The organism is Bradyrhizobium sp. MOS003 (genome assembly GCF_003020125.1).
Taxonomy (GTDB): Bacteria; Pseudomonadota; Alphaproteobacteria; order Rhizobiales; family Xanthobacteraceae; genus Bradyrhizobium.
In genome coordinates this window covers 822,892-848,827 of the sequence record NZ_PYFW01000001.1, presented here as the reverse complement: position 1 = coordinate 848,827, position 25,936 = coordinate 822,892, and the positions used below count along the sequence as shown (strand labels likewise).

26 protein-coding genes, 2 tRNA genes and 1 pseudogene are annotated in these 25,936 nt (G+C 64.3%); 16 read left to right on the top strand and 13 right to left on the bottom strand.

The window, feature by feature from the left end:
• Nucleotides 1-2: 2 nt before the first annotated feature.
• The 3 genes from C7G42_RS04055 to C7G42_RS04045 form a co-directional block, all read right to left on the bottom strand.
• Complete coding sequence (locus C7G42_RS04055; RefSeq protein WP_106947762.1) at nt 3-2,174, bottom strand: GumC family protein; 2,172 nt, start codon at nt 2,172-2,174, stop codon at nt 3-5.
• A gap of 347 nt (nt 2,175-2,521) precedes the next feature.
• Complete coding sequence (locus C7G42_RS04050) at nt 2,522-3,565, bottom strand: zinc-binding dehydrogenase (protein WP_106947761.1); 1,044 nt, start codon at nt 3,563-3,565, stop codon at nt 2,522-2,524.
• A 13-nt stretch (nt 3,566-3,578) separates the two neighbouring features.
• Nucleotides 3,579-4,244 carry a class I SAM-dependent methyltransferase gene (locus C7G42_RS04045; protein ID WP_106947760.1) on the bottom strand — a complete coding sequence of 222 codons (666 nt, stop codon included), beginning with the start codon at nt 4,242-4,244 and terminating at the stop codon, nt 3,579-3,581.
• Between the two features lie 434 nt (nt 4,245-4,678).
• Here C7G42_RS04045 and C7G42_RS04040 point away from each other — a divergent pair, with 434 nt between their 5' ends.
• From C7G42_RS04040 to C7G42_RS04020, 5 genes are all read left to right on the top strand, one after another.
• Complete coding sequence (locus C7G42_RS04040) at nt 4,679-5,161, top strand: GreA/GreB family elongation factor (protein ID WP_106947759.1); 483 nt, start codon at nt 4,679-4,681, stop codon at nt 5,159-5,161.
• A gap of 12 nt (nt 5,162-5,173) precedes the next feature.
• Entirely contained in the window at nt 5,174-5,587 is a 414-nt protein-coding gene (rnk, locus tag C7G42_RS04035; protein ID WP_106947758.1) for a nucleoside diphosphate kinase regulator, read from the top strand.
• Between the two features lie 261 nt (nt 5,588-5,848).
• Nucleotides 5,849-6,109, top strand: a complete 261-nt coding sequence (locus C7G42_RS04030) for a hypothetical protein (protein ID WP_106947757.1) — start codon at nt 5,849-5,851, stop codon at nt 6,107-6,109.
• Nucleotides 6,110-6,281: 172 nt separating this feature from the next.
• Nucleotides 6,282-6,659: a BA14K family protein gene (locus C7G42_RS04025; RefSeq protein ID WP_106948842.1), complete on the top strand. Its 378-nt coding sequence runs from the start codon at nt 6,282-6,284 to the stop codon at nt 6,657-6,659.
• A gap of 238 nt (nt 6,660-6,897) precedes the next feature.
• Entirely contained in the window at nt 6,898-7,689 is a 792-nt protein-coding gene (locus tag C7G42_RS04020) for a phytanoyl-CoA dioxygenase family protein (RefSeq protein ID WP_106947756.1), read from the top strand.
• Between the two features lie 55 nt (nt 7,690-7,744).
• On the opposite strand, the gene C7G42_RS04015 is transcribed toward C7G42_RS04020, so the two are convergent.
• From C7G42_RS04015 to C7G42_RS04005, 3 genes are read right to left on the bottom strand one after another with little or no spacing between them, the layout of a single operon-like run.
• A complete protein-coding gene (locus tag C7G42_RS04015) occupies nt 7,745-8,770 on the bottom strand; it encodes a tripartite tricarboxylate transporter substrate binding protein (RefSeq protein WP_106948841.1) in 1,026 nt (341 codons plus the stop codon).
• Nucleotides 8,771-8,792: 22 nt separating this feature from the next.
• Nucleotides 8,793-10,880 carry an acetate--CoA ligase family protein gene (locus C7G42_RS04010; RefSeq protein ID WP_106947755.1) on the bottom strand — a complete coding sequence of 696 codons (2,088 nt, stop codon included), beginning with the start codon at nt 10,878-10,880 and terminating at the stop codon, nt 8,793-8,795.
• Nucleotides 10,881-10,883: 3 nt separating this feature from the next.
• The gene (locus C7G42_RS04005; protein ID WP_106948840.1) at nt 10,884-11,675 is read right to left on the bottom strand and encodes an enoyl-CoA hydratase/isomerase family protein; all 792 of its coding nucleotides are present in this window, start codon (nt 11,673-11,675) and stop codon (nt 10,884-10,886) included.
• Between the two features lie 206 nt (nt 11,676-11,881).
• On the opposite strand from C7G42_RS04005, the gene C7G42_RS04000 reads away from it, so the two are divergent.
• The gene (locus C7G42_RS04000) at nt 11,882-12,652 is read left to right on the top strand and encodes an IclR family transcriptional regulator (protein ID WP_106947754.1); all 771 of its coding nucleotides are present in this window, start codon (nt 11,882-11,884) and stop codon (nt 12,650-12,652) included.
• 104 nt (nt 12,653-12,756) lie between these two features.
• A complete protein-coding gene (locus C7G42_RS03995) occupies nt 12,757-13,728 on the top strand; it encodes a cobaltochelatase CobT-related protein (protein ID WP_245427517.1) in 972 nt (323 codons plus the stop codon).
• Nucleotides 13,729-13,766: 38 nt separating this feature from the next.
• Here the strand turns inward: C7G42_RS03995 and C7G42_RS03990 are convergent, their stop codons facing one another.
• From C7G42_RS03990 to C7G42_RS03960, 7 genes and pseudogenes are all read right to left on the bottom strand, one after another.
• Complete coding sequence (locus tag C7G42_RS03990) at nt 13,767-14,669, bottom strand: hypothetical protein (RefSeq protein WP_106947753.1); 903 nt, start codon at nt 14,667-14,669, stop codon at nt 13,767-13,769.
• Nucleotides 14,670-14,784: 115 nt separating this feature from the next.
• Nucleotides 14,785-15,093, bottom strand: coding sequence for a HigA family addiction module antitoxin (locus C7G42_RS03985; RefSeq protein WP_106947752.1), 309 nt, complete (start codon nt 15,091-15,093; stop codon nt 14,785-14,787).
• A 14-nt stretch (nt 15,094-15,107) separates the two neighbouring features.
• A pseudogene (locus C7G42_RS03980) lies at nt 15,108-15,358 on the bottom strand (type II toxin-antitoxin system RelE/ParE family toxin).
• Between the two features lie 172 nt (nt 15,359-15,530).
• Nucleotides 15,531-15,607, bottom strand: a tRNA-Arg gene (locus C7G42_RS03975).
• Between the two features lie 41 nt (nt 15,608-15,648).
• Nucleotides 15,649-16,005, bottom strand: a complete 357-nt coding sequence (gene queD, locus C7G42_RS03970; protein ID WP_106947751.1) for a 6-carboxytetrahydropterin synthase QueD — start codon at nt 16,003-16,005, stop codon at nt 15,649-15,651.
• Nucleotides 16,006-16,088: 83 nt separating this feature from the next.
• Nucleotides 16,089-16,165 (bottom strand) — tRNA-Arg (locus C7G42_RS03965).
• A 291-nt stretch (nt 16,166-16,456) separates the two neighbouring features.
• Nucleotides 16,457-17,956, bottom strand: coding sequence for a sensor histidine kinase (locus C7G42_RS03960; protein ID WP_106947750.1), 1,500 nt, complete (start codon nt 17,954-17,956; stop codon nt 16,457-16,459).
• Between the two features lie 366 nt (nt 17,957-18,322).
• On the opposite strand from C7G42_RS03960, the gene rpmH reads away from it, so the two are divergent.
• The 9 genes from rpmH (at nt 18,323) to dapD (ending at nt 25,863) form a co-directional block, all read left to right on the top strand.
• Nucleotides 18,323-18,457, top strand: a complete 135-nt coding sequence (rpmH, locus tag C7G42_RS03955) for a 50S ribosomal protein L34 (RefSeq protein WP_008542748.1) — start codon at nt 18,323-18,325, stop codon at nt 18,455-18,457.
• A gap of 28 nt (nt 18,458-18,485) precedes the next feature.
• Entirely contained in the window at nt 18,486-18,881 is a 396-nt protein-coding gene (rnpA, locus tag C7G42_RS03950) for a ribonuclease P protein component (protein WP_106947749.1), read from the top strand.
• 15 nt (nt 18,882-18,896) lie between these two features.
• Complete coding sequence (gene yidC / locus C7G42_RS03945) at nt 18,897-20,738, top strand: membrane protein insertase YidC (RefSeq protein WP_199580637.1); 1,842 nt, start codon at nt 18,897-18,899, stop codon at nt 20,736-20,738.
• A 145-nt stretch (nt 20,739-20,883) separates the two neighbouring features.
• On the top strand, nt 20,884-21,537 hold the full coding sequence (gene yihA / locus C7G42_RS03940) for a ribosome biogenesis GTP-binding protein YihA/YsxC (protein ID WP_106947747.1): 654 nt from the start codon (nt 20,884-20,886) through the stop codon (nt 21,535-21,537).
• Complete coding sequence (locus C7G42_RS03935; protein ID WP_199580636.1) at nt 21,537-21,902, top strand: DUF423 domain-containing protein; 366 nt, start codon at nt 21,537-21,539, stop codon at nt 21,900-21,902. Before yihA ends, C7G42_RS03935 begins: the two co-directional genes overlap by 1 nt.
• A 226-nt stretch (nt 21,903-22,128) precedes the next feature.
• Nucleotides 22,129-23,016: an acetylglutamate kinase gene (gene argB / locus C7G42_RS03930; RefSeq protein WP_094976433.1), complete on the top strand. Its 888-nt coding sequence runs from the start codon at nt 22,129-22,131 to the stop codon at nt 23,014-23,016.
• Between the two features lie 182 nt (nt 23,017-23,198).
• Nucleotides 23,199-24,185: a DUF1036 domain-containing protein gene (locus tag C7G42_RS03925; protein ID WP_199580786.1), complete on the top strand. Its 987-nt coding sequence runs from the start codon at nt 23,199-23,201 to the stop codon at nt 24,183-24,185.
• Nucleotides 24,186-24,198: 13 nt separating this feature from the next.
• Entirely contained in the window at nt 24,199-24,891 is a 693-nt protein-coding gene (locus C7G42_RS03920) for a pyrimidine 5'-nucleotidase (protein ID WP_106947744.1), read from the top strand.
• 126 nt (nt 24,892-25,017) lie between these two features.
• Nucleotides 25,018-25,863: a 2,3,4,5-tetrahydropyridine-2,6-dicarboxylate N-succinyltransferase gene (dapD, locus tag C7G42_RS03915; RefSeq protein ID WP_106947743.1), complete on the top strand. Its 846-nt coding sequence runs from the start codon at nt 25,018-25,020 to the stop codon at nt 25,861-25,863.
• The last annotated feature ends 73 nt before the right edge of the window (nt 25,864-25,936 follow it).

The following is a 25,936-nucleotide window of genomic DNA, read 5'->3' as shown; positions in this document are numbered from 1 at the left end:
CGTCAAACCGCAAGGCCCAATGCGCCGCCCTCGGGGTAAGGCGCCGTCGAGCCCGCAGGCGCGTGGTTGACGACGAGCCCCATCGGCACGGTCTCATACTGCGACAGCGCCGCGGTCACCCGGCGCATCGCCGCCGACCCGAGCTCGCCGGCGCGCGCAACAAGGACGATCAGGTCAGCATGCGCGGCCAGCGCGATGGCGTCGGGCTGCAAGGCGAGATTGCCGGCATGGACGATGATCAGGTCGAACTCCGAGCGAATATCGTCCTCGGGCCTCGCATCGGCCTTTCGGCCGGCGCTGAGAAGCTCGTCGATCGACTGAAGTCCCGCCGTGGTCGAGCCGTCGTTCCATTCGGTCACCGGCGGCTGGTGTCCTGCGAATTCCTCCTGCAACCGGATCAGCACGCTCATCATGCCCCTGCTCACGGCGGCGCGATTAAGCGAACGCGCAACGGTGTTGCCGCCGGCGCTCTTGCCGACCGACAGCACGAGAGCGACCTTGCAACCGCGCACCGGCACGCGATCGATCCGCTCGAGCAGCGGCCGCAGATATGGACCGAGATCAAGCTCGGCCGGAGTGGCGATCGGTCGTTGCCAGACGGTGCTGGTCGCGGTCCCGGACGCAGACGTCAGATCGGGAATGCGGGCCCAGACAGGAAGCCGCGGCATCGCTTCGGGCCGGGGCCCGGCGGCGGCCGGAGGTTGGACTTGAGGCAGGACCTGTTGCGGGACTCGAGGCTGGACCTGCCGGTCCTCAGCCGCGTGCACGGCAGCCTCGGCAGGCGCGGGCCCGCCGGACATGCTCGTCATCACCGCGACGGCAGCGGTCGATGTCAGCAACGAGCCGATCGCCAGCGCCGCCAGCAGCAGAGCGAGCGGCGGACGGGTCGAGCGCAACGGCGGAATGGCGGGCGAAGCGATCTTGCTCTGGGAACTCTGCAGCTGACGCTGCTCGTTGGTCGTCTTGAACCGCGACAGGAACTGCTCGTAGATGTTCTTGTTGGCATCGGCGTCGCGCTGCAGCTCCTGCAGCTTCACCAGCGCCTGGCCGTCGACCAGCATCTGCGTTTCGACCGCCTTGAGCTGCTTCTCCAGCGCGTTCTGCTGTTCCCGCTGAGCTTCGTATTCGGACTTGGCAGTGTCGATGTTCTTCTTCCGCTCGACCTCGATCTGCCGGTTGATATCGGCCAGCTGGCTGTAGGAGATCGCGAGGTCGGGATGGCGCTCACCGTACACCGCCTTCTTCTGCGCGATCTGGTCATTCAGGGTCGAGCGTTGCGCGCGCAGCATGCTCAAAAGGTCCTGCTTCACGGGACCTTCGACATTGGCCTTGAGATCGCGTTGCACCTGCTCGTAACGCGCCTTGGCTTCCTCGGTGCGAAGACGGGCGGCGGAGACCTGCTGATTGATATCGGTCACCCGCAATTGCTGGGTGGTCGAATCCTTGCCGGCATTGAGGATCTTGTGCTCGAGCCTGAAGGCGGCGACGGCGTCTTCCGATGCGCGCAGGCGCTCGTTCAACGCCTTCAGCCGGTCCTTGAGCCAGTCGGCGGCCTCGTCCGTGGCCTCGGTACGGACACGGCCCTGGCTGGCGACGAACGCCGCGGCGATGGCGTTGGCGTAGTAAGCGGCCTGCTCGGGGCGGTTCGAGGTAAAGGAAATCGCGATGACGTAAGTGAGCCCGCGCCGCGTGATCTCGAGGCGGCTGCGGAACTTCTCGAGCAGGCGCGTCATGTCGGTATGACCGCCGGCGATGTCGTCGTCATCGGCGATCTTGAGCTGCTCGATCAGGGGACGGAGAAAGCCGTCCGATTTGGCGATCTCGATCTGGCTCTGAAGCGCCGCGGCGTCCTGGCCGATGCCCGGCAAGACGTCCTGCTCCGTGGTGACACGCAGCTCCCGGGGATCGAGCACGACCAGGGCCGTTGCGGCGTACCGGACCGGCAGAACCATCAGGACGATGATGCCGAGGGCGAACAACGCCAGCGACAACGTCAGAATCCGCCGGCCGTTCTCCCGCAGGAAGGCGAGTGCTCCGGAGACGGTCAGCGATCCCTTGATCAGCGCCGGCGCGGCGCCCTCGGGATTCGTGCGCGTAGCCCGCGGCGCTTCCCACGAAGCCGCTGGCTCCGTCGGGGCGATGCTTCGCGGAGATGCGCTTCGACCGAACGCCATGGTTGGACTCGAAATCAACTGACTGCCCCGGCTCAGAGGCTTGCTACACCGTAAATATCCATGGTTAACCGGCGGTTACGGGAGGGACGCGAAACCGGAAGGCCTATGAATAGGCCCGTTCAGGCGGAAAATAACGGCTTGGATGGCCTGCGTGCCGGGCTCGGTCTCGCGACGACCGGCGACGGCCTCGGTGGTGCCGAGCGGGCCGATCAGTAAGCCATTTCCAGAGGCTCGCATTTGTAGCCCGGATAGCGCTGCATCCGGTCCGCGATCACAACATCGACTGCAATCACAGCCTGGCTACTGCAGCGCCAGCGCCGACGTGTCGTCGGCGCCTTCGCTCCGGCCTAGCTGATGTTCAGCAGGATTCGCCCCGAGGTGCCGCTGCGCATCAGGTCGAGCGCGTCGTTGACGTTGTCGAGCGCGAACTCGTGAGTCACGATTCCGCGGTAGCTCACCTTGCCGGCATCGCTCAGGCGCACGAGGCGCGGAATGTCGCGCGCCGGCTGGCATTGGCCGCCTTCCGAGCCCTTCAGCACCTTCTCGAAATGGAGCGGCAGCGTGTAGATCTCGGCCTTTTCGCGGGGAACGCCGACGAGGATGCAGCGGCCCTTCTTTGCGGTGATCTCGTAGGCGAGCTCGATCAGATTCTTGACGCCGGTGGTCTCGACGACCTTGTCGGGTCCGTCAACACCGGTGATGGCGCGAACCTCCGCGGCCACATCCTTGACCGCTTCGGAGTTGATGGTGTGGGTGGCGCCGAAATCCTTCGCCATCGCCAGCTTGTTGTCGAGGCGGTCGATCGCAATGACGGGCCAGGCGCCGACCATCGCGGCGAATTGCACGATGTTCAATCCGACGCCACCGACGCCGAACACGACGACGGCTTCGCCGATGGCGATCTGCGCGTCGTTGTTGACGACGCCGAGCGCGGTCGTCACCGCGCAGCCGAGCAACGGCGCGCTGGTGCGGTCGATCGTGGCGGGAACGGGCGTGACACGGTTCTCCGAGACCACGGCATACTCATTGAAGGTGGTGACCCAACCGGCATTGAGGCGCTTGCCGCGCCAGGAATAGGCCGGCGTATTGGACTGGATGCCCTTGCCCGGCCGCCAATGCATGACGACGGTGTCGCCCTGCTTGCAGGAGACGACGCCGGGGCCGGTTTCCACGATCGTGGCCAGCGCTTCGTGCCCGAGAAGGTGGGGCAGGAACTTGTCGACGCCTTTGACGGCGTCGATCTCGTTGATCTGCGCGCCGCAGATGCTGGAGGTGTGCACGTGCGCGAGCACCTGGCCATGCTCGAGCGTATCCGGCAAGGTGAACTCGTCGACGATCAGCGGCTTGCCCGATTCGACGAGAATGGCCGCCTTGGCAGTCTTGATGTCCATGAGGCGCGCCCGATCACTCGAAATAGATGAATTCGTAATCGCCGGTGTAGCCGAGCTTGCCGTAGAGCCAGATCCATTCCGACGTGTGCAGGATGGATTCCGCAGTCAGCGCCCAGCATTCGAGGTTGTGCAATTCGGCGACGGTCCGGTAGCCCTCGACCATGACGTATTTGTTCTTGCCGACCCGCTCGATCTCCTTGAGCGCCGCCTCGAGCTCGTAGAGCCGGAGATTGTGCAGGGTGCCGAGCGAGATCACGAGGTCGAAGCTCTTGTCGCCATAGGGGTAGATGTCCTGGGCGCGGTAGTTGAAGAGATAGGGCCGCACCTGCTCATGCGAATTGGCGAGGCCGTGCTTGGAGATATCGAAGCCCGTGACCTTCAGGCCCGGCAGGATCTTCTGAATCTCGTACAGCAGGAAACCCTTGCCGCAGCCGACGTCGAGCACGCTGGAGCCGTCCTTCAGGCCATAGGTCTCGATCAGCGCCTTGGCGACCGGCGCCCAGCGCCCCTCGATGAAGCGGTAACCGCCATAGCCGAAGCGGCGGTCGCCATCCCAATAATCGGCCTCGTATTCTCGCGCCTTCAGCGAGCAGCCGATCTTGTCGTCGTTCATGCGCCCCATGTAGTCGCGCTTGGTCGCCGTATGCAGCGGCGTCACGATATTCAGCAGTCGTCCCATTCAGCCCTCGGATTCCAGCGCGTTGCGATTGTCGCGACCGGCCGGAGCCGTGAGTCGCGACTTGCGAATCCTTCTAGCATTGGTGGTCGGGATCATCATTGTTTCAGATCAATGATGGGAGATCCCGTGGCGGCGCGGCCATCAACCGACGCGGGTTCCGGCAGCCGAGTCGTGAAATCCCAGGTTCGCATCGCGGCCAAGTCAAGGATTGTCGCAAGCGGTCAGCCGCCCGCGGCTGTGCGGTTACGCCGCAATGGCTCCAGCGAAATGAATCACTATACTTAGTGTGTCATGGCATATGTCGTCGACATAGATGCGCGCACCGCGCGCTTTGGTCTTCACGCCGGCCGCCTGCAAGCAGGCGGTTAGCCGGACGGCGTTCGCGTCGTCCGGGCTCTTTTCCAGCTTTCGTGACCTCCACCCGAGAGGTTGTATTGAAGCAGAAGGAGTGTGCCGTGCTGCCTCTTCCAAAAATCGCGCTCACCGCATCGGATTATCCGCGACTCGAACAGATTGCCCGTAACGCTGCCCAGAAAGGCGATCTGGACGGCATCTTCCTCCTCGGTGAGATCAACCGCGCCGCCATCGTGCCCGACGAGCGGGACGATGTCCGTTCGCGGGTGACCGTCGGATCATGGGTCACCTATTGTACAGATTGGGGCGCTCCGCGCCGCACCGTGCAACTGGTCTGGCCTGAGGAGTGTTGGTCGGATCCCGCCCGCATTTCGGTCCTGACGCCTTTGGGAGCGGCTTTGATCGGGCTGCAGGTCGGCGACCAGATGCCATACTTCGTCGCCGGCTGTCTGAACGTCATCAGAGTTCAGAACGTCACCCCATCGAGCCCGAACGTCGTCCCTCTCTTCCGCGCTCATCGGCGCAGGCCGCTCGATGACGATCCCGGACCAGCTGCAGCCTAGGAGATACCAAAAATGCGCAACCTCGAAGCCGAGATTCGAATAGAGCAGCCGGCGTTGCCGCCGATCAGGATCGCGGCAGACGAATCGCGGCGCCTAAACTCGCTGGCGAATTCGACCATGGAGCTCTTCCCGCGTGTCGCCCAGTTTCTGGCGAGCGAACTGGAACGCGCGACACTCGCCGCAGAGAACGATTTGCGCGGTGTAGTCAGGATGGGCTCCAAATTGACTTATCGCGATGACGAGACGGGCGCGAGCCGCGAGATCGTGCTGGTCTATCCTCACGAGGCCAACATCGAGCTCAACCGCGTCTCGATCCTGACTCCCGTTGGTGCGGCTTTGATCGGCCTGTCGGTGGGACAGCGGATCGCGTTCGAAACGCCCGACCAACGCGTCAGAAGCCTGACCGTTCTCGCCGTCTCCGAATGAGGAAGGCAGATGCGACGGAGCATAACGCTCGTGCGAAAGCGGCACGCCGCCGGATGGCGGGCCGCTGGCGCGCCGGCGATCTCGCAAGAGTTCCACGGACATCCGTGGTTGAAGTTGTTGCCGCGCAAATTGCTTCCGAGCTTCGTCAGGCATGCTCCGGCAGAGCGAACTCGAACGAGCACGGCGCGGAGCGGCGGCGTCGCAAGAACACCGCTTGACGTCCGCAATGGACCCTCGTTTGGCACGACAACGGAAATCACCATGAAAAACATCAGTGCCGGCCAGATCGCCCTGTTGGTCGCTCTCGGAGCCATGTTACTCCTGACGGGCGTTTGGGGATTCTCGGTCTGGGGAGCCAGCAGCGGCGTCGAAATGGGCAAGCACGGTTGGATCGCGCTTGGCCTCGGAGCTTTCTTCTCCCTTCTCATCGGCTGCGGGCTGATGGCGCTGATGTTCTTCAGCAGCCGCAGCGGTCACGATGATGTCGCCGACCCCTTCCGCCGGCGTGACGAGGACAGATAGGAACGGGGCGTGCTCGCGCGGCATCCCGCAACGCGCAGGCCTTGGTTCTGCCCTGCGGCTATCCTTACCAACATTTCATTTTCTGCGACGCCGTGACGCTCGCCGGGCATCAAAGGGAACGGAGCGGGCGAGCGGCCGTTGCTCCTTCATCCTCGACAACATGGAGCCCGACATGACAATGCGCAGAACGTTCGTCGCCCTTGCGGCCGCCGGAGCGATGCTCTCGACGGCTGTTTCACCCGTGTTCGCGGCGCCCTTGCCAATCGCGAATCCCGGCCCCGACCAAGGCGTGCAGCAGGTGCAGTACCGGCATGGCTATGGACACGGGCCTCGACACGGACATGGCTATTACGGGCACCGTCACGGCCACGGTGGCACCGGTGCAGCCGTACTCGGCGGCCTCGCGGCCGGCGCCATCATCGGCGGCGCGATCGCCAACAGCCAGGCGCAATCCAACGCCGCCTCCTACTGCGCGCAGCGCTTTCGGTCCTACGATCCGGGCTCAGGGACCTATCTGGGCAACGATGGTCTGCGTCACTCCTGCCCCTGATCCGCGCATGAGCATGCGGCAGCCTCCTCACGCCGTGAGGGGCTGCCGCCACTCGGCCTGCGGAAAGCAGCCAAGCGTGTCTTGATTCCGGGCTCCACCGCGATATACGGTTCCCATCATGATGTTCGCGTCCACATTCTTCCCGCTGATCTGAACGGCTGACGTCGTTTCCGGCGCATCCGCGCCAATCAGATCAAACCGGCTGCGCTCGATGCGGCAGCCGAACGGAGAATGTGCAATGCCCCAGACCGCACAGGTCGGCCTGACGCCCCGTCAGGTCCAGGACTTCATCGACGACGGTTTCATCAAAATCGAAAATGCCTTCAGCACCCAGCTTGCGAAACAATGCAGGGACGAGCTGTGGGCGGATATCGGTCTGTCGCCAGATCAACCCGAACACTGGACTCAACCCGTTGTCAGGGTAGGGTCGAAGACTTCGCCCCCTTTCATTGAAGCCGCGAACGCGCCACCCCTGCACAAGGCCTACGATCAACTCGTCGGCGAAAGGCGCTGGCTTGCGCCGAAAGGCCTCGGAACCTTTCCGATCCGCTTCCCGTCAACGGAAACCCCCGGTGATGATGGCTGGCATGTGGACATGAGCCTTGGCATCGCCAATCCGGATTTCTTGGAGTGGCGCGCCAATGTGAAGAGCAGCGGACGTGCATTGCTGATGCTCTTCCTGTTCTCGGATATCGGCCCGGATGATGCGCCCACGCGGATCCGAAAAGGCTCGCATGCCACCATCGCGCGGGAGCTGCTGCCCTATGGCGATGCCGGTGCGACGCTCCGGCAGCTCTCGGCCGGGGGGTACGCCTCGACGATGGATTGCGAGATGACACTGGCGACCGGTGCCGCAGGCAGCGTTTATCTGTGCCATCCGTTCCTTGTTCATGCCGCGCAATCCCACCGGGGAAAACAGCCGCGCTTCATGGCACAGCCTGCGCTGCTGCCGAAGAGCGAGTTTGATCCGGCGTTGCCCGCTTCGCCCGTTCAGATCGCGATCCGGCGGGCTTGCGGGCTGACATTCTAGTCGGACGATTTCCGGGACCGCTGGGCGGTCCCGGATATTGCCGGTTTCGCCAGGTCTATTGCACCTCGATGTTGGCGTCCTTGACCAGCTTGCGCCAGCGCTCCTCCTCTCCGGAGACATAGCGATCGAGATCTTCCGGAGCGCTGCCGACCATGATGAGGCCTTCGTTCGCCTCGAGCTTCTTGAAAGCACCGGACTGGACGGCTTTTGCGATCGCCTGATTGAGACGTGCGATCACCGGCACCGGCGTTTTGGCCGGAGCGTACAATCCGTACCAGGACTCCGCCGCGTAGCCGGGAACCCCGGCTTCCGCAACCGTTGGCAATTGCGGAAACGCCGCCGACCGCTCGGCGGATGTGACGGCCAGCGCGCGGAGTTGCCCGGCTGCCACCAGCGAGGCCGCGCTTGCCACCGTGGTGAACATCACGTCGATCTGTCCCCCCAGGAGATCGCTGATCGCGGGCGCCGCGCCCTTGTAGGGCACCGCCGTCATCTTGACCTTCGCCATCGCGTTGAACAACTCACCGGCGAGATGAGCCGAGGTCCCGGTGCCGAACGTGCCGAAATTGAGTTTGCCCGGATTGGCCTTGGCTTCAGCGATCAGATCGGCGATCGAGTTGATTTTCGATGCGGGGTTAACGACGACGATATTGAACGATCGCGCGATCAGCGAGACCGCAGCGAAATCCTTGTGCGGATCGAACGGCAGCTTCTTGTACAGGCTCGGGTTGACCGCGTGCGCGAAGGTCGCCATCAGCAGCGAATAGCCGTCGGGCTCGCTGGTGGCCACCGTTTGGGTCCCGATGATGGTCCCTGCGCCCGGCTTGTTCTCGATGATGACGGGCTTGCCGAGATCGGTCTGGATTTCCTGAGCTGTCGTTCGTGCCATGATGTCGGTCCCGCCGCCGGCTGCGAAGGGCACCACGATCTTGATGATCTTGTCCGGATATTCGGCGCGCGCCGGCGTCGGTCCGAGCCCCGCGACGACAGCACAGGCGAGAATGGCAAGACCTCGCCAGCGCTGCACAGCAAGACCCTTGCCGCAAACGCCGTCGTCATTGATGATTCCGCCACTGACCATCTGGAGCTCCATCCGATTTTGTTCAGACATTGAGAACGACCAATCCGTCTGCCGCCTTCACGCCCCGGCCCGCCGGCAGTACGAACACCGGATTGATCTCGGCCTCCGAAAGTCGATCGCCGAGTTGCGCAACCATGCGCGAGAAGGCGACGACTGCTTCCAGGAGCGCTTCGACATCGCATTTCGGCCGGCCGCGAAAGCCATCCAGCAACGGCCAGGAGACGAGCTCGCGCGCCATCGCTCTCGCCTCGGACAGAACGAGGCCGCCTTCCGGCGGCAGCAGACGCATCGTGGTGTCCTTGAACAGTTCGGCGGTGACCCCGCCCATTCCGAGAAGGATGGCGGTCCCCAAGGGATCGCGATGCATTCCGAGAATGATCTCGACGCCACCTGAAACCATCTCCTGCACCAGGAATTGGTCGGGCCGCTTCCCGGCCCTGGCCTCGACCTCATCTGCCATTGCCGCGAGGCGGCTGCCGACCGTCTCGGCGGTCAGGTTGACCGCGACGCCGCCGACGTCGCTCTTGTGCGCGATCTCGCGCGACAGAATCTTGAGCACGACCCGGCCGCCGAAGTCGCGTGCCGCCCGTTCCGCTTCGCTGGCCGTTGCGACCACTTTCTCTGCAGCGACCGGAACACCAAAGCGAGCAAACAACGCCTTGGCCTGTGCCTCATCCAGCGAACCAGTCGGGAGGTCGCCGATATCGACCGGCGCCTCGATCTCGCCGGATGTCCGGACATGCTGCGGCATCCCGGCCCGCAAGAGCCCGTCGAGCGCAGCCGTGCAGCTCTCGGCCGACGTGTAAGCCGGGACGCCGCGCCGGGTGAGGACGGAAACCACCTCGGGCGCGTAGGGGCTGACATAGGCAATGACCGGCTTGTCGCTGAGCGGCAGACAGTCGCGGATGGCATCGGCCATCAGGGCCGGCGATCCCACGGCCGACGAGCCGGCAATGACGACCAGCGCATCGTAGGAGGGACTGGCGAGCAGGATGCGAATGGCGGCACGAAGCAGATCGGGCTGCAGGCCGGCGAGAGTCACATCGATCGGATTGCGATCGAGATTGGCCTGCGGTCCCGACTGGAGGTTGCGCAATTGCGCCGCCGTCTCATTGTCGGGGGCGGGCGTCGCAAATCCGGCGACTCCGAGACTGTCCGACACGATCGTGCCGGCGCCGCCGGTCGAGGTGAGGATCGCAACATTCCGGCCGGACAGCTTCCGGCCCGCGGCAAGGACTGCGGAAATGTCGAGCAGGTCTTCGAACGTCCTGGCACGGATGACCCCGAGTTGGCTGAACAAGGCGTCATACATGCGGTCGGAGCCGGCGAGTGCGCCGGTGTGCGAGACCGCCGCTTGCGCGCCGGCCTCCGATCGACCGATCTTGAAGGCGACAATGGGCTTGCCGGCGCGGCGTGCTTTCAGAACCGCCTCCCGAAAGCGAGATGGATTTCGGATCGCCTCGATATAGAGCGCAATGACGCGCGTTGCGCTGTCGTCGGCGAGGAAGTCGATGAAATCGGCGAGCTCGAGATCGGCTTCGTTGCTGGTCGACACCAGCTTGGACAGACCGACCCCGCGCGCCGCGGCGCGCGACAGCAAGGCACCGAGAATGCCGCCGCTTTGCGAGATCAATCCGACGGGCCCCGCCGGGAAGTCATCCATCGCCAGCGCGCCCGACGCCGACAGCACGATATTGTCGGTGAGATTGACGAGGCCGATCGTGTTTGGCCCGAGGATCCGCATGGAGCCGGCGGCTTCCAAGAGCTGTTTCTGGCGCTCCGCGCCTTCCGCCCCCGTTTCGGTGAAGCCGCTGGCAAGGACGATTGCCGCGGCAGCCCCTCGCTCGGACAATTCGCGCACCGCGACGTGCGCGCGCTCGGCGCCGAGCAGGACGAGGCCGACGTCAGGCACATCAGGCAGCGAGGCGATGTCGGGGTAGCAGGTCAGACCGCCGATATCAGCGACCTTCGGATTGACGGGATAGATCGCGCCCGCAAAGCCGTGCTTCCGGAGATAGGACACCGGTCGCCCCGAGGTCTTGTCCGGGTCGGCCGATGCGCCGATGATTGCGACGCTTCGGGGCCGGATCAGGCGTTCGATGGCATCCATGGCTCAATCCTTCGAGGCGGATTGCGCAAGGAACGCGGTCACGGCATCGCGATGTTCCGCGCTGGTGTAGCAGATGGCCTGCGCCTGGCTGCCGAGACTGAAAATGTCGTGCGCGGAATGCTCGAAGGTCTCGTTCAGGATCTTCTTGCCCAGCGCCAACGCAGTGGGAGACGCCTGAGCCAGTTCGGACGCCCAGGCTTGCGCTGCCGACAGCAGCTCGCTCGAGGCCACCTGGCGATCGACGATGCCGAGCGCGATCGCTTCGTCAGCCTCGACGACGCGCCCGGTGAAGATCAGCTCCTTGGCCCTGGAAAGCCCGACCCGGCGCGGCAGGAAATACAGGCCGCCGCCGTCGGGGATCAAGCCTCGCTTGATGTAGGACCAGGTGAACTTCGATCGCTCCGTGCCCATCACGAAGTCGCAGGCCAGCGCGGTGTCCGCACCGAGGCCCGCCGCGGCACCGTTGACGGCGGCAATCGTCGGCTTCGGCAGGCCGAGCAGGAACGACTGCACGTGATGCACGCCCTGCTGACGGCTCCATCCGTTGAATGCGACCTCGCCCTGCGACGCGGCGAGCCGGCGCTTCATTCCGCTGATGTCGCCGCCGGCGCAAAACGCACTGCCGCGCCCCGTCAGCACCAGGGCCTTGATCGCCTTGTCGCGGGCCACGGCTTCGAGCGCAGCGACGAACTCGGTGCGCATGTCGTCGCTCATGGCGTTGCGCCGGTCCGGCCGGTTGAATGCAATCGTCGCGACACCGGCCTCGACGGAAAATTCGATGAGCTGATAGGACATGAGCTGATAAGACATGGCAGGCTCCCTGGCTGGCGTCGGATCGATTGCCGCGACGCATTGCGGAGGCCGAATGCCGATTTCGGCCGTGCTGTTTCCTCGTTGAGCCCCAGCGCGGCCGGGCGTTCTTCTTCCCCGTGCTGATAGCGGCTTGCGCTGCCTGAGACATCCCCGTATTTCCACTTAGTGGAAATGTCAGGAAGGGCCGGATGGCGCGCATCTACGCGGGCGGAATTGATGGCAATCGCTCGCTCGAGCGGGGCATCGAGATTCTCCGGGCGTTCCGGCCCGGCGTCGACACGCTGGGCAACGGCGAGATTGCGGAGCGCACCGGATTGCCGCGATCGACGGTCAGCCGTCTGACGCGAACGCTGGTCAATTCCGGGATGCTCGACGAAGTCCGAAACCAGCGGAGCTACCGCCTTGCCGCGTCCGTCATCAGCATCGGCCACGCGATGCGGACGGGATCACCCGTGCTCAATGCGATCGGACCGATGATGCGGGCCGAGTCGGCCAGGCGCCGGCTCAACGTGGGGCTGGCTGCCGCGGATCGAACCATGATGGTCTATCTGGAATCGATCCGATACAGCCCGCGCGCGGCGTTGCGCAACGTGGTCGCCGGCCAGCAGGTTCCGATGGAGTTGACGTCGCTCGGCCGCGCCTACCTCGCCGGCATTGCCGAGACCGATCGCGAGCGTTTGCTGAAGTCGCTCAAGCGGCGCAGCGCGGCGGCAACCAAGGTGCTGCTCGCGGAGGTCAGGAGATCGATCAGCTCCGTCGAACGCGACGGCTATTGTGCCGTGTCCTGGCAGCCCGCCGTGCTCGCCGTCGCAACACCGATCGTGCTACCCGGGCTTCCCGTCTACGCCCTCAACATGAGCCTGCAGAATATCGATCGGTCCGACGCGCTGGAGAACGAGATGGGCGCGTACCTCAATGCATTTGCGGCGAAGTGCAAGGAGGTGCTGGCGGGGCGGTGAACTTGATGCCCCCACTGCACGATGACGGGCGCTCGATCGCTTTCAGTTGTCGATCGATCTTGGCTGAATTAGCATTGTCCATCAGGTTGTTTCGGGAGCCCGCCTTGCATTGGCGTGACGTTTTCTTAGCCGCGCTCCTTGCGCTCATGGTGTTGAGCTTCTTGCCATCCTTCCAGAAGTGGCGGCGTCAACCGGTGCAATTCGATCCCGATCGGCCTTATCAGGTCTACACCCGAGACTATGACTTGGAGATCACGGCCGACGAGTTGGATGCTATGCTGGCGACGCTCCCTGACCGCCGCTGGGCCGAGCGCTTTCCGCATGTCGACCCCGGACAGCTCTACGATCTCGAAAAGGACCTGACGGCACGGCGTACGCGCATTGCGACGTCCCAGTCGCAGGACGGTTCCGCTGCTGGGACCGGCGATGCGATCGTGTCGTTGCTTATCGATCATTCCGGATCGATGCGCGGACAATCGATACTCTTCGCGGCAAGGGCTGCGCTGGTCGCCTCCGACCTGCTCGCTAGCCTAGGAGTGAAGCATGAAGTGCTTGGCTTCACGACGTCGCGCTGGAAGGGCGGACGAAGCCGAGAAAAATGGTCGAGTGACCACGAGCCCGGCTATCCCGGGCGGCTGAACGACCTGCTTCACATCATCTATTGTGGCGCCGGCGAGAAGCTTAGCGCACAACGCTGTGCCAACATGCTACGGCCCGATCTCATCAAGGAGAATATCGACGGCGAAGCCATTGAATGGGCCGCGTCCCGTTTGCGCCAGTGCAAAGAAACGCAGAAATGTCTGATCGTGCTGTCCGACGGCGCGCCAGTTGACGATTCGACATTGCTCGCGAATGGCGACCGGTATCTGGACCACCATTTGCGCCGTGTCGCCAGCGAGATCGAGCAGGCCGGCGAAATTAGGCTTGCCGCGATCGGCATCGGTCATCCGATTAAGCGATATTACAGGCACGGCGTCACGATCAGTTCGCCGGAAGAGCTGGAGGGCACCCTGGTTCAGCTCATCAACCAACTATTGCGCCCTTCAGATTCATTGTCTGCCGCTTCATCCAGTTGAACCACAAGCACATCCGCCAGCTGTGTCGCACGGCGCCGCTACAGCTTTTTATACACCCGCGCCGCCACCGCCTTCAGGCGCTCGACCGAGCCGGATTCCGGATGCGGCTTGACCGGTGCGAACAGGATCGAGGCCTGCCTGCCGTTCTTCCAGACGAAGATGTTGACGGCGTTGCCGTTGCCCTTGGTGCAGGAATGCTCGCCGTAAGCTTCGCTGCCGAATTCGGGGATCGCCGTGTGCTTGCAGGGGCCTGCGCGCTTCATCATGCCGACGGCGGTGTCGCGCGAGGTCGCGATCACCGCAACCATCATGGTGTTGGCCTCGCGATCGAACATCATGCAGCTGCCCGCGCCGGTGCGCTGCACCGTCAGCGTGCTCGCGTCGAGAAAGCCGTCGGCATCCGCGGCCGTGAACCACTCGCAATTACCGAACCGCTCGCTGCTCCGGCTCACATTGGCGACGGCCACGCGCGCGGCTTCGGTGATCGGCCCGAGCAGCGCGTCGTCGGCGCGCCGGCCGGTCGGATAGACGGTGAGTTGCAGGATGTAGTCGCCCGACAAGGTGACCACCACGGCCTCCTGGCGCTCCGCACCTGCTGCGGTCGTACCGCCCTGGCCTTCGTCGCCGATCCCGGGCACCGCGTTGAGCTTCATGCGCTCACTGAGCGTCTTGACGAAGGTCGCGTACAATTCCCTGGCGCGATCCTTGTCGGGATTGCGGAACACGGACAGCATCATCGTGTCGCCGCGGCCGCCCTGATAGATGCAGCCGCGGCCGTCCTGATTTGAAATCAGCGACCATTTGAGCGCCGGAATCGCAGCGGCAAGCTCCTTCGTGCTGATGAACGGGCAGGCTTCGGCCGCGCGCGCGGGAAGCACTGGGACGGCTGCGATGGCAAGGATCAGAGCGAGGCAGGAGAACAGGCGATCGATGGTGCGCATGGGACGAACTTGCTACCGAATTGGCGCGCCGTGGCCGATGAAGATAGGCACGACCGCTTAGCCGTGGCGTTATGATTTGGTACGCGCGATTGCGTGAGGATTTCCGAACCCTCGGTCACGCCGCCGGTTTAGCTTCGCGCGCCGGGGCGATCTTGCGCAGCGCGGCACCCAATTCGTCCTCGGCCCGTTCAAGGTCATACTGTGTCTGGATGCCCATCCAGAACGCGGCCGAGGTCCCGAAATATCTGCCGAGCCGAAGGGCGGTGTCGGCGGTCACCGGGGTTTGCTCATTGGCCAACCGCTCAATCCGCGTGCGCGGCACGCCGACAGCACGAGCCACTGCGTAGGGAGAGAGGTCTAGGGGGCGCAGGAATTCCTCGCGCAGGACTTCTCCGGGATGAACAGGGGGAAGTTTCTTGGCCATGGCCGCATACCTTATCAATGATAATCCACGATCTCGACCTCCTCCGGTCCCTGATCGCTCCACAGGAATACGATCCGCACTGATCGTTTATTCGGATCGAATGCTTGCCAGCCAAGTCTCCTCGCAAAGCTTCCAGTCGGTTGCCCGGCGGCGCCACGAGATCACCAAGGATTATTGCGTTATTCAGCTGCACCAGTTTTCGGCGAGCCACTTTGGCAACGTCGGTCGGAAACTTCTTTGGAACGCGTCGCTGCTGGAAAATCAACGCAGCGAACGTGCCCCCGGAAGCTTCTGATCATCACTCACACGTATCATGATGCGATACCAAAAACAATCCGGCGGCCTCGCTCCACCAGCGGAGCGAGGGCCCAAGAGCAGCGCGAGAATGGATAGTCGGGCAACCTATGGCGCGCGATAGCGTGGTTTGGCGTAGACGGCGCGCCCGGAACGATTCGAACGTCCGCCCCTCCGATTCGCAGTCTGAATGCTGTATCCAGCTGAGCTACCGAGACGCCGGGCTCGTGAGGCTCCAGCCGTAACAGCGCAGGGCCATCGTCACTGCCCGTTATATTCGGCCCAACAATCCGCCGTTTCGTAGACCCGGACCGCCGAGACCTGCGGAAGATCCGGCTTCAGCCGGTCCCAGATCCAGAGCGCGATATTCTCGGCGGTCGGGTTCTCGAGGCCTTTGACCTCGTTCAGGCAGTGGTGATCCAGCGCGGCCAGGATGTCGGCAAAGCATTTTTCGATGTCGAAGAAATCCGCAACGAAGCCGGTGTGCGGGTCGACCGGCCCGTCCAGCTGGGCCTCGACCCGGTAGGAATGACCATGCAGCCGGCGGCATCGATGGGTCTCGGGCACATTGGGCAGCCGATGCGCCGCCTCGAACTTGAACGCCTGCGATATTCTCATTCAGTCCCCCACACGACGCGGCCACCCGGTCTCGGGCCGCCTGGCGACCGGATGCTGCTGTGTCCTGACCTTTCGTCGAAGAATGGCGCGCCCGGAACGATTCGAACGTCCGACCCTCAGATTCGTAGTCTGATGCTCTATCCAGCTGAGCTACGGGCGCGTTTTTCGCGAACAGTGCGGGCCTAAGCCCGCAGGCAGCCTCCGGACAGCGCCGGAGGGGTGCGAAAGAGCGCTCTGACTAACCGCTCTTGCCGCGGTTGGCAAGGTCCGGGATGGGGAGATTTTCGCGTATTTGTCCCCGCTAGCTGTCATTCCCCGGCGTGGCAGAGTCGCGATCTATGGTGCGCAATTGCGCACCGGAGAAGCCCTAACCACCAGCCGGGATTATGGATTCCGGGCCTGGTCCTTTGGGTCGTCCCGGAATGACGAGAGATTATCGGCCTCTGGCCGACTACGCCCTCTGCCGCTCGTTGCGGATGGAGAGCAGTTCCACGGGGCGGTCGGGGATGGTGATGCGGAAGGTAGCCCCGATGGTGCCTTCGACGAGGTGGATGTCGCCGCCATGGGCGCGGACCAGCTCGGCGGCAATCGCAAGGCCAAGGCCGCTGCCGCCGGGCCGGCCGGAGGTCTGGAACGCCTCGAACAGATGGGCCCGGGTCTTCGGGGGGACGCCGGGGCCGGTGTCGGATACCTCGAGAATTGCGACCGCGCCCTCGCGTTTTCCCGTGATCCGGATCTGCTGCACCCCGCCCTCGCCGGAGGCGTGGCTTTCCAGCGCCTGGGCGGCGTTGCGGACGAGGTTGAGCAGCACCCGGAACAGCTGATCGGGATCGGCATCGACCGCGAGTCCGCGATCGATCGCAGCGACCCAGGCGATCGAGGCATCGCTGGCGAGGCCCGCCGTCTCGCGCACTTCCAGCACCACAGGCTCGATCAGGATCATGCGCCGGTCCGGCGCGGCTTCCTGGGCGCGGCCGTAGGACAGCGTCGACTGGCAGAAGGCGATGGCGCGCTCAAGCGAGCGTACCAGCTTCGGCGCAAAGCGCTGCACCCGCGGATCGGGCACGCTGGCGAGCTGATCCGACAGCAGCTGGGCCGAGGCCAGCAAATTGCGCAGATCGTGGTTGATCTTGGACACGGCGAGGCCGAGGGCGGCGAGCCGGCTCTTCTGATGCAGCATCGACATCAGATCGCGCTGCATGTCCGACAATTCGCGCTCGGCGACCCCGATTTCGTCGCTGCGTTGGCTTGGGACGATGATGCCCGCCGAACTCTCCGGGTTTTCGTGGAAGCCGACCAGGCTCGCGGTCAGCCGCCGCATCGGGCGCACGAAGAGATAGTGAAGCGCGAGATAGACGAGGCCCGCGGTCAGCGCCGCGATGATCAGCGCGACCACCACGACGTTGCGCGAGAACCGGTACATCTGCTGCCGCAGCGGCAGCTCGTCGGTGACGATCTCCATGAACTGGGCATTGCCGACGCCGGGCCCGACGATGCGGATGGCCTGGTTGCCGGTCTCCAGCATCATCCGGAACGAGCCGGTGATCGCCTCCCACGCCGTCATGTCGCGCAGGTCGATGTCGTGCTCGATGGCGGCCGGCAAATTGTCGCTGGCGAGCAATCGGCGCTGCTGGCCCATCTTGATGGCGACCGCGCGGGCATTGATGCTCTTCAGGATTTGGCGCGACAGCGAATCGGGAACCATGCCGAGCGGCGCCGCATCGAGCACCAGCGCCGCCGTGTTGGCGGCGGCGATGCGGTCATTCAGCCGGTTGACCCAGAAGTTGGCGATGGCCGGCACATAAAGCAGGCTGGCCGCGATCATCACCAGGGGAATGGTGAGCAGCAGCAGCTTGCCAGACAGCCCGAGCCCGCGCGTCCCGCGACAGCGCATCGCCGGCTGGTCCTGCTGATCCTGATCCTGGATCGGCTGGAGGTCTGTCGCTGCCACGAAATACGCCCTCGCTGCCTCTGGCGGGTGAAGGATTGGCGGGTATGAAGATGCGGCCCGAGCCCGGTCCGGTCAAATTACGGATCGCTAATCTGCCGAGGTGGGATGTAGGCGCTGATATGGCCAGTCGCCACCTCAAGGGTTAAAAACCCCGCACAAACAGCGATATTCACCGGAATCGCGCGCTTGTGCGGCGTTGACGAAAACAAGGCGCTCCCTTATAAGCCGGCCAAATTGTCCGCAGATGACCCGGTGTGACGCCGGGAGCGGCTCTCTAGGGGCCGAAAATGGCCCGTTTGGGGCTGCATCTTCCGGGCTTTACCTTCAATTCTACAGGCAAATTGCCCGGTCAGCGGAGAAAAACCCGTGAAGCGGACTTATCAACCCAGCAAACTGGTGCGCAAGCGCCGTCACGGCTTCCGTGCCCGTCTCGCGACCGCCGGCGGCCGCAAGGTTCTCGCCGCCCGTCGCGCCCGCGGCCGCAAGCGTCTGAGCGCCTGATCCGGACCCTCTTTTCCGGGATTTCATCATGGATCGGCTGAGGCAGCGGGCGGATTTCCTCGCCGTTGCCAATGGCGCGCGGGTGAACAGTCCCGCGTTCGTCCTGCAAAGCCGCCTCCGTGACGACGGCGGTCCGATCCGGATCGGCTTCACCGTTACAAAAAAGAACGGCAACGCCCCCGTGCGCAATCGTATCCGGCGCCGGCTTCGCGAACTGGTGAAGCGGCTCGATCCGGTGTCGATGCAGCCCCATCATGATTATGTCCTGGTCGGCCGAAGGGACGCGCTCTCGCGCGACTTCGCCACCATGCTCGACGATCTGCGCATAGCGTTCACGAAGCCTGCGCGGCATACGCACAAGGGACGCGGCCCAAGACGCGTAGGTCCCGGCCCCGTCCCAGCTGCCAGCCGCAAACCGGATTGATGACGAGACACAGTGATGACCGACAATCGCAATACCATCCTCGCCGTCATTCTTTCGGGCCTCGTCCTGATCGCCTGGCAGTATTTCTACAACGTGCCGGCGATGGAGAAACAGCGCGCCCAGCAGCAGACGCAGGCTGAGCTCCAGAAGACCACGCCGCAGCCGACCGCATCCGCAACGCCGGGCGCCACGCCGGCCGGCGGCGCCGCGCAGCCGTCGACCCCGGGCGTGAACCAGCAGGCCCAGCCGGTCGTCGCCCGCGACACCGCGATTGCCGCCAGCCCGCGCGTGAAGATCGACACGCCGCGGCTAACCGGCAGCGTCTCGCTGAAGGGCGGCCGCATCGACGACCTCGCGCTGGTGCAGTACCGCGAAACGGTCGATCCGAAATCGCCGGCGATCATCCTCTATTCGCCCTCGGGCACCGCAGAACCCTATTACGCCGAGTTCGGCTGGGTGGCGGCGACGGGCGTGACGGCGAAGATGCCAGACGCGCAGACTGTCTGGCAGCAGGACGGCAGCGGCAGCCTGACGCCGACGACGCCGGCGGTGCTGAAGTGGGATAACGGCGAGGGCCTGACCTTCCGCCGCACCATCGCGGTCGACGACCACTATCTCTTCACCATCAAGGACGAGGTGAGCAATGTCGGCAACGCGCCGGTCACGCTCTATCCGTTCGCGCTGATCTCACGCCACGGCGCGCCGCAGGTCTCCGGCTACTACATCCTGCATGAAGGTCTGATCGGCTATCTCGATGGCTTGCAGGAATACGCCTACAAGAAGATCGACGAAGCCAAGACGGTGAACTTCAAGGCCACCAATGGCTGGCTCGGCATGACCGACAAGTACTGGGCCTCGGCGCTGCTGCCGGACACCAGCGCGCCGCTCCAGGCGCGTTTCTCGTCGAATCCCGTCGGCAACGTCCACACCTACCAGACCGACTATCTCCTCGACCCCGTCACCGTCGCGATCGGCGGCAGCGCGACGGCGAACGCACGGTTGTTCGCGGGTGCCAAGGAAGCCGGCGTCGTCGGCGTGTTCCCGTTCGCAGGCCTCGGCGGCTACAACAAGGAGCTGGGGCTGAACCATTTCGATCTGTTGATCGACTGGGGCTGGTTCTACTTCATCACCAAGCCGATGTTCCTCGGCCTCGACTTCTTCTACCGCTTCTTCGGCAATTTCGGCATCTCGATCCTGCTGGTGACGGTGATCGTGAAGCTGCTGTTCTTCCCGCTGGCGAACAAGTCCTACGCCTCGATGGCGAAGATGAAGTCGGTCCAGCCGCAGCTTGCGGCGCTGAAAGAGCGCTACCCCGACGACAAGGTGAAGCAGCAGCAGGAGATGATGGAGATCTACCGCAAGGAGAAGATCAATCCGGTCGCCGGCTGTCTTCCCGTCGTGATCCAGATCCCGGTGTTCTTCTCGCTCTACAAGGTGCTGTTCGTCACCATCGAGATGCGGCACGCGCCGTTCTTCGGCTGGATCAAGGACCTCTCCGCGCCGGACCCGACCAACCTCTTCAACCTGTTCGGACTGATCCCGTTCGATCCGACCACGATCCCGGTGTTCGGCCACTATCTCGCGCTCGGCATCTGGCCGATCATCATGGGCATCACGATGTGGTTCCAGATGAAGCTGAACCCGACGCCGCCGGATCCGACGCAGCAGCTGATCTTCAACTGGATGCCGCTGATCTTCACCTTCATGCTGGCGGGCTTCCCAGCGGGCCTCGTGATCTACTGGGCCTGGAACAACACGCTCTCGGTGCTCCAGCAGAGCTACATCATGCGCCGCAACGGCGTGAAGGTGGAGCTGTTCGACAATCTCAAGGCGACGTTCGCGCGGAAGGCGACGTAGCGTCGTCATTGCGAGGAGCGAAGCGACGAAGCGATCCGGAGTCCCGCCGCGGATACATTTCTGGATTGCTTCGCTTCCGCCTTCGCTCTTCGAGCTACGGCGGACAAATCGCTCGCAATGACGCGAGGAAACAGAAAGCCTTCGCATGACTGACGACAAAGATGCGAAGCTGATCGAGGCCGGGCGAAAGCTGTTCACCCGCGACTGGCAGTTCATCTGGGCATCTCCTTCGATCGAGACGCTGCCGCCGATGGCGGGGCTGGAGGTCGCCTTTGCCGGGCGTTCCAATGTCGGCAAGTCGAGCCTGATCAACGCGCTCACGGGGCGCAATGCGCTGGCGCGCACCTCGCATACGCCGGGCCGCACCCAGGAGCTGATCTTCTTCGAGGTCCCCGGCAAGACCGATTTGCGGCTCGTCGACATGCCCGGCTATGGCTACGCCAAGGCGCCGAAGAGCCAGGTCGCGTCCTGGACCGAGCTGATCCACAAATTCCTGCTGGGGCGCGCCTCGCTCGCGCGCGTCTACGTTCTGATCGACGCGCGCCATGGGCTCAAGGACGTCGACCTCGAGGTCCTCAAGACGCTCGACCGCTCTGCCGTCAGCTATCAGGTCGTGCTGACCAAGGCCGACCAGGTGAAGGCCCCCGAGCTGCAATCGCGTATCGCCGAGACCGAGGCGGCGCTGGCCAAGCATCCGGCCGCGTTCCCGAACGTGCTCGCGACCTCATCGCGCAGCTCGACCGGCATGGAGAGCCTGCGCGCCGCGATGGCGAAGCTGCTGGAAGAGCGGGCCTCGTGATGATGGCTCAGCGTCTGCTGATCGGGCTTGCCGGCTTGATGGGCGCCGCCGGCGTCGCGCTGGCCGCCGCCTCCGCTCACGGCGCCGATGCAAGCCGGCTCGCCTCCGCCAGCGCGATGCTGCTGTTTCACGCAACTGCCATACTTGCCGTCACGGCGCTGCTCGCGCGCGGCCTTCTGCACGGCGGAATTGGCCTGATCGGCGCATTCGGCTTCGTGATCGGCGCCGCGCTGTTCGCGGGCGACCTCACCTTGCGGCAATATGCCGGGCACTCGCTGTTTCCGATGGCGGCACCGACCGGCGGGACGGTGATGATTGCGGGCTGGTTGGCGGTGAGTGTGGCGGCGCTGGCGGCGAGGAAGTGACGCTCTTTTTCCCTTCTCCCCTTGCGGGAGAAGGTGGCGCGAAGCGCCGGATGAGGGGTCTCTAACCGCAGGTGCGCTCGCGGACAGAGACCCCTCACCCGTCTCGCCGCTATCGCGGCGAGCCACCCTCTCCCGCAAGGGGAGAGGGGAAGAACATCGCTTTGCGCTGTCCCCGCCAATCGGATAGAACGCAGGCCGCTCCAGTTCCGCCAGCGAGATCCGCGACATGACCGACATCTCCCCGCTCGACCAGGCCCGCATCCTGTCCGAAGCGCTGCCGCACATGCAGCAGTATGACGAGGAAACCATCGTCATCAAATATGGCGGCCATGCCATGGGCGACGAGGAGACCGCCAAGAACTTCGCGCGCGACATCGTGCTGCTGGAGCAGACCGCGATCAATCCTGTCGTAGTGCATGGCGGCGGGCCGCAGATCGCGACCATGCTCAAGCGCCTCGGCATTCAATCGGAGTTCGCCGCAGGCCTGCGCATCACCGATGCCGCGACCATCGAGATCGTCGAGATGGTGCTGGCCGGCTCCGTCAACAAGCAGATCGTCGGCTACATCAACGAGGCCGGCGGCAAGGCCGTGGGTCTCTCGGGCAAGGACGCCAACATGGTGAAGGCGTCGAAGACGACGCGCACCATCATCGATCCCGGCTCGAACATCGAGAAGGCGATCGATCTCGGCTTCGTCGGCGACCCCGAGAAGGTCGACCTCACGCTACTCAACCAGCTGATCGGCTACGAGCTGATCCCGGTGCTGGCGCCGCTCGCGACCTCGAAGGAGGGCCAGACGCTGAACGTCAACGCCGACACTTTTGCGGGTGCGGTTGCCGGCGCGCTGAAGGCCAAGCGTCTGCTGCTGCTCACCGACGTGCCCGGCGTGCTCGACAAGTCGAAGAAGCTGATCCCGCAGCTCTCGGTGAAGGACGCGCGCAAGCTGATCGCCGACGGCACCATTTCCGGCGGCATGATCCCGAAGGTCGAGACCTGCATCTATGCACTGGAGCAGGGCGTCGAGGGCGTCGTCATCATCGACGGAAAGATGCAGCATGCCGTGCTGCTCGAGCTGTTCACCAACACCGGCACGGGAACGCTGATCCACAAGTGATGAAGAGCTGGCCAAAGAAAGCCGTCATGGCCGGGCAAAAGCGCGAAGCGCGCCTTCGCACAGATGTCCCGGCCATCCACGAGCTTTTGACCGGCACCAGGAACGTGGATGCCCGGGACAAGCCCGGGCATGACGATCGGAGGGTTCGGCAGCACGGTCGCTCCACCCTCACCCGCTTCCTGATGACGCTGCCGGCCGCGGCCGTCTCGTTCGTCGTCTCCTCGGTGCCGGCCTTCGCCGATCTGAAGATCTGCAACCGCATGTCCTATGTCGTCGAGGCCGCGATCGGCATCGACGACAAGGCGGCGACCGCGACGAGGGGCTGGTTCAGGGTCGATCCCGCCACCTGCCGCGTTGTGGTACAGGGCACGCTGACCGCCGACCGCATCCTGCTCAACGCCCGTGCTCTCGGCGTCTATGGCGCCTCCCCAATACCGCAGAACGGCGGCGACATGCTGTGCGTGGCGCAAGATAATTTCGTCATCGCCGCGGCCCGGCAATGCCGCAGCGGCCAGACCCAGGCGGCCTTCACGCAAGTGACGCCGGCGCAAGGCGCCGACGGCAACCTGATTGCTTATCTCGCCGAGGATTCCGAATATGACGACGAGCAGGCCCGTCTCGCCGGCATCCAGCGGCTCCTGGTGATCGCAGGCTACGATGCCGCGCCGATCGACGGCGTCGACGGGCCGAAGACGCAGGCCGCCCTGGCCGCATTCCTGAAGAGCCGCGGATTGTCCGCGGACATCGCGGGCTCGCCCAATTTCTTCAAGACCATGGTCGATGCGGTGCAGACGCCGTCCGCGACCGGCCTCACCTGGTGCAACGACACGCCGCACAAGGTGATGGCGGCGATCGCGGCCGACGACGGCAAGTCCGTGACCAGCCGCGGCTGGTATCGCATCGATCCCAAGACGTGCCTGCACCCTGATGTGACCGGCCAGCCGAAGCAGATCTTCAGCTTCGCGGAGGCCGTCGATGCCGACAACCGCGCCGTCAAGCTGAAGGACCGGCCGTTGAACTGGGGCGGTGACAGGCAGCTCTGCACGCGCGAGACCAAGTTCGAAACCACCGAGCAGACCGATTGCGGCGCGCGCGGCTTCGTGGCGAACGGCTTTGGCGCGGTCGACATGTCGAGCGGCGGCAAGACGCTGCGCTTCGCGGTGCCGTGAAGGAAGATTTGCGATGAGCCAACCCCGCACCTTTACCCATGTCGACACCTGGGTGTTCGACCTCGACAACACGTTGTATCCGCATCACGTCAATCTGTGGCAGCAGGTCGATCTGCGGATCACCGAGTTCGTGTCGCGCTGGCTGCAGGTGACGCCGGTGGAAGCGCGAAAACTCCAGAAGGATTATTATCAGCGCTTCGGCACGACCATGCGCGGCATGATGACCCTGCATGGCGTGTCCGCCTACGACTATCTCGCCTACGTCCACAAGATCGACCATTCGCCGCTGGAGCCCAACCCGGCGCTCGGCGAATCCATCGCAAGATTGTCGGGGCGCAAGCTGATCCTGACCAACGGCTCGGTGGACCATGTCGATGCAGTGCTGGCACGGCTCGGCCTGGTAACGCATTTCGACGGCGTGTTCGACATCATCGCCGCCGAATTCGAGCCGAAGCCGGCGGCGCAGACGTACCAAAAATTCCTCGCCGACCACGCGGTCGATCCGACACGCGCCGCCATGTTCGAGGACCTTGCCCGCAACCTCACCGTCCCGCATCAGCTCGGCATGACCACGGTGCTGGTGGTGCCGGATGGAACGAAGGAGGTGGTGCGGGAAGATTGGGAACTGGAGGGCCGGGACGCCGCCCATGTCGATCACGTCACGGATGATCTGACGGGGTTTTTGGCTGGGTTGTCTCCCAAGTAGCCGACTCGTCTCGGGGCGCGAAGCGAGCCCGGGACGACGCCGGAGTATGCCTTGACTCCGCCCCGCCAAATCCCGAAAAAGCGCTCCAATTCACACGAAACCACGCCTTCCCCAGAGGAAACCCCGATGTCCCTTGCAGCCCTCGAATCCACCATCAACAGCGCCTTCGACGCGCGCGACGGCATCTCGACCTCGACCAAGGGCGAAGTCCGCGAGGCCGTGGACCAGGTGCTGGAGACCCTGGACAAGGGTGAGGCCCGCGTCGCCGAGCGCGGCGCCGACGGCAAGTGGAAGGTCAATCAATGGCTGAAGAAGGCCGTGCTGCTGTCGTTCCGCCTCAACGACATGGGCGTCATCAACGGCGGCCCGGGCCAGGCGAACTGGTGGGACAAGGTGCCCTCGAAGTTCGAAGGCTGGGGCGAGAATCGCTTTCGCGATGCCGGTTTCCGCGCCGTGCCGGGCGCCATCGTGCGCCGCTCGGCCTTCATCGCCAAGAACGTCGTGCTGATGCCGTCCTTCGTCAATCTCGGCGCCTATGTCGATGAGAGCACCATGGTGGACACCTGGGCCACCGTCGGCTCCTGCGCGCAGATCGGCAAGCGCGTGCACATCTCCGGCGGCGCCGGCATCGGCGGTGTGCTCGAGCCGCTGCAGGCCGAGCCCGTGATCATCGAGGACGACTGCTTCATCGGCGCCCGCTCGGAAGTTGCCGAAGGCGTGATCGTGCGCAAGGGCGCGGTGCTGGCGATGGGCGTGTTCCTGGGCGCCTCGACCAAGATCGTCGACCGCGAGACCGGCGAGATCTTCATCGGCGAAGTGCCTGAGTATTCGGTGGTGGTGCCCGGCGCGCTGCCCGGCAAGCCGATGAAGAACGGCCAGATCGGCCCGAGCACCGCCTGCGCCGTGATCGTCAAGCGTGTCGACGAGCGCACGCGCTCCAAGACCAGCATCAACGAGCTGCTGCGGGATTGAGGCTTTTTCCTCCCCCTCTCCTCGCGAGCGGGGCGAGGTAAAGAGAGACCGTTCGAACCGCCTCTCCCTCCAT